Origin of the sequence: Pseudoalteromonas shioyasakiensis (genome assembly GCF_022398475.1) — a bacterium.
Classification (GTDB): domain Bacteria; phylum Pseudomonadota; class Gammaproteobacteria; order Enterobacterales; family Alteromonadaceae; genus Pseudoalteromonas.
On record NZ_JAKEVM010000245.1, the window covers coordinates 1 to 2,843 of the forward strand.

Genomic DNA, 2,843 nt, shown 5'->3' on the forward strand with positions numbered 1-2,843 from the left:
ATTTTTGAGTGCGTAATTACGCGCAATCACATTTGGTTTGCTTGTATCTTTTACTAGTACATTTTTTAAACCAGTAATAAAGTCTTTTGTATTTTCAGGTTCAACTCTAGTATAAATATCAGGATTAGCTTGCTCTATTTTTCCAAGCTCCGTAGATACTTCAGCTGTTACAAGTGCATGCCCTCCAGCTGATAATATATTAGTTAATTTTGAAGGTAAAACTGCATCTGCAGCTCCCTTTTTTTGTACAACCAAATGAACATCTGCCATAGACAACATTGCAGGTACATCTTCCCAGTCTTGTAGTGGCTTAAAATAAACATTCTCTAAATTACTAGCTTTAGCAAGTTCATTTAAAGTATTAACATAAGCACCAGCACCAACAAAAACAAACTTAACTTGCTTGTCACCTTCAAAGCTTTTAGCTGCTTCAATAACAATTTCAAGGCCTTGCTTTTGACCAATATTACCCGCATAAAGAACAACTTTATCTGTTTCTGTAAAACCCCAATTTTTACGTAAAACAGAGCCATCAGTCTCAGGTGTTACAAAACTGGTATCAGCCCAGTTAGGAAAAAAGAGTAACTTTGATTTATCAACTCCTTTTCGCTCAGCGTTATCAAGCATACTGTAAGAAATACTCGAAATCACATCAAACTTTTTCATAAACCAAGATTCAGTTCGCTTTACGAAACGAGCAACCTTTCCCTCGCTTACCATACCGAGACCAAACATAGCATCTACTTCAAAATCTTGAATATGCATTACTGTTTTTACACCAAATAGTTTGGAAAATAGCAATGTAGCTGGGGCGCAAAAAAAAGTAGGCTGAACCAAAAAAATTACATCAGGCTTATTCTTAATGAGCCTAATGAGAAGGGCAATACTAGACGATACTGCAAATGTACTTAGGTGTAGAAGCCGTTTAAGTGTAGTTACCTTTGAAGGAACATATAGCGGGCAGCGAGTTATAGCTACACCATTAACAAGCTCATTTTTATACAAATAGCTTTTATATTGTTCATCAACCTTCCATTCAGGGTAGTAGGGCGGGGCAACAATAGCTTCAACTCCCACTGCATTTTTCTGAAGCCTTCCCACCATCTCACCATTATACTTCCCTATACCTGTTAACTCAGGCCAAAAATTTAAGCTATAAATTAATAGTTTCATAATTACCTATAAAGTGGCCATGAAATCAGAATAGTTTTTCTTTGATATTTCAATTGAGTCTTTCATTGAAATTAATGTACTTTCTTTTAATAAATCGAGCTTATTATCCTGGGATAGCTTTATTATTACTTCAGCAGCATTACCTCGAAAATCCTCAACATCTTTAAATACAACCCCTCGTTTACAATCAACATCACCAAAAATACACCCAATATCTAATGTTAATGCTGGCACACCAAATGAAAAAGACTCAAACAATACATTGGGCTGCGCTTCATTTCGATATTGAGTTGGAAATAGAAAAATATCGATCGAATTAAAAAATTCTATTTTTTTCTTTGGATCAACATACCCTAAGTATGATATTTTTGAATTGTCAGATAATTTACTTTTAATAACACTAGCTATTTCATCATTTTCCGCTGGACCCGCTAAAAGTAGTTCATAGTTAAAGTTATGCTTATCCAGTTGTTCACATAATTTAAAAATTTCAATTAGCCCTTTTTCCACACCAAGGTTGCTCAAATGCCCTAACTTGATTGTAGGTTTACAAGTAGGTTTGAACTTTTCTTGCGCACTGACATGCATAGCATTAGAGATAATAATAGTTTCGCAATTAATTTGGTAAATATTGAGAAACTCCCTCTTCATTTTTTCACAAAGGAATATATGCTTTGACCCAGCGGGCTGTAGTTTTGTAATAAGCGTCATTCCAAGTGTTTTCTTTGAAACATAGTTAAAACTTCTATGATGAAAGATTACTGGAACTTTAAAGAGCTTTAACACAAGAACAAATAAAAGACTATAGTAAGCACCATATCCTGCATCAGGAGGAAGATATGCGAATTCATACCTTCTTAACATTTGGGAATAAAATAACTTAATTCCGCCATTAATTACTTTGACAAACTTTTTACTGTGGTATTTGAGGCCACGATTTAATGAAGCAGGGCTAGTATCAACTTTTGTAACATTAATATTTTCATTTACGTCTTTGTAAAAGTTAAGTAAATTTTTTGACATCCCATGTACAGGAGGTGGGAATGGACCGATTATAAAACAGTTTTTTGCTTTCATTTAAGACTCTTTCTTCCAGTCAAATTTAAAAGAAATGATACTACTAATATAAGTAACATTATTTTCCAGGTTGTTCTTAATGAATAAGAAAACAAAGTTGACACTGAATATAATGTTATTACGCTAAAAAGAACATACAACCCTGGACCTTTTGTGAACCTCAACCTTTCTACGTTGACAAAAATAATATATAAAAAAAAGTAGAAAACAAAAGGGTATACGCCACCAAATAGATATACTTCTGATATACCACTCATTGGCACATAGGTGTGGAGCCTTATACTCTCAGTTTCTGAAATACTACTAAACCCATCAATAAACGAAGGTAAAGGTGAGAAACTCAGAATTTTATATAATTCAGAATGCCTTTGGTCAATTAAAAATGAATTGGCTATATTAAGCCCCCCCTCAGCCAAATTATAAAGTGACATAAAGAAAACATTAAATATGCCAACATCCCAGACTAAGGAAAACTGCTCTGAAATGGCAGAGATACCTTGTGTAGACTGGCCTCTACCCAACATAACTTTAGCTAATGATAGAGCTGACAAAAAAAGAAAAAAGAGTGGAAGAGTTTTTCTTTTAAATATAAG

General features: G+C 33.8%; 3 protein-coding genes. All 3 read right to left on the reverse strand.

Translation table 11 applies throughout. From position 1 onward, the window contains the following. On the reverse strand, positions 1 to 1,173 hold a 1,173-nt coding region (locus L1D51_RS21085; protein ID WP_239964781.1), incomplete at its 3' end, for a WcaI family glycosyltransferase. 6 nt (positions 1,174 to 1,179) lie between these two features. After that, positions 1,180 to 2,250 (reverse strand): glycosyltransferase family 4 protein, encoded by a 1,071-nt coding sequence (locus tag L1D51_RS21090; protein ID WP_239964782.1) that lies wholly within the window; start codon positions 2,248 to 2,250, stop codon positions 1,180 to 1,182. Further along, the coding region (locus L1D51_RS21095) for a hypothetical protein (RefSeq protein WP_239964784.1) at positions 2,247 to 2,843 on the reverse strand (597 nt) is incomplete at its 5' end. The genes L1D51_RS21095 and L1D51_RS21090, both read right to left, overlap by 4 nt.

Excerpts from the sequence above, each read along its gene's own strand:
- L1D51_RS21090 (WP_239964782.1), bottom strand. The coding sequence starts at position 2,250 with ATGAAAGCAAAAAACTGTTTTATAATCGGTCCATTCCCACCTCCTGTA.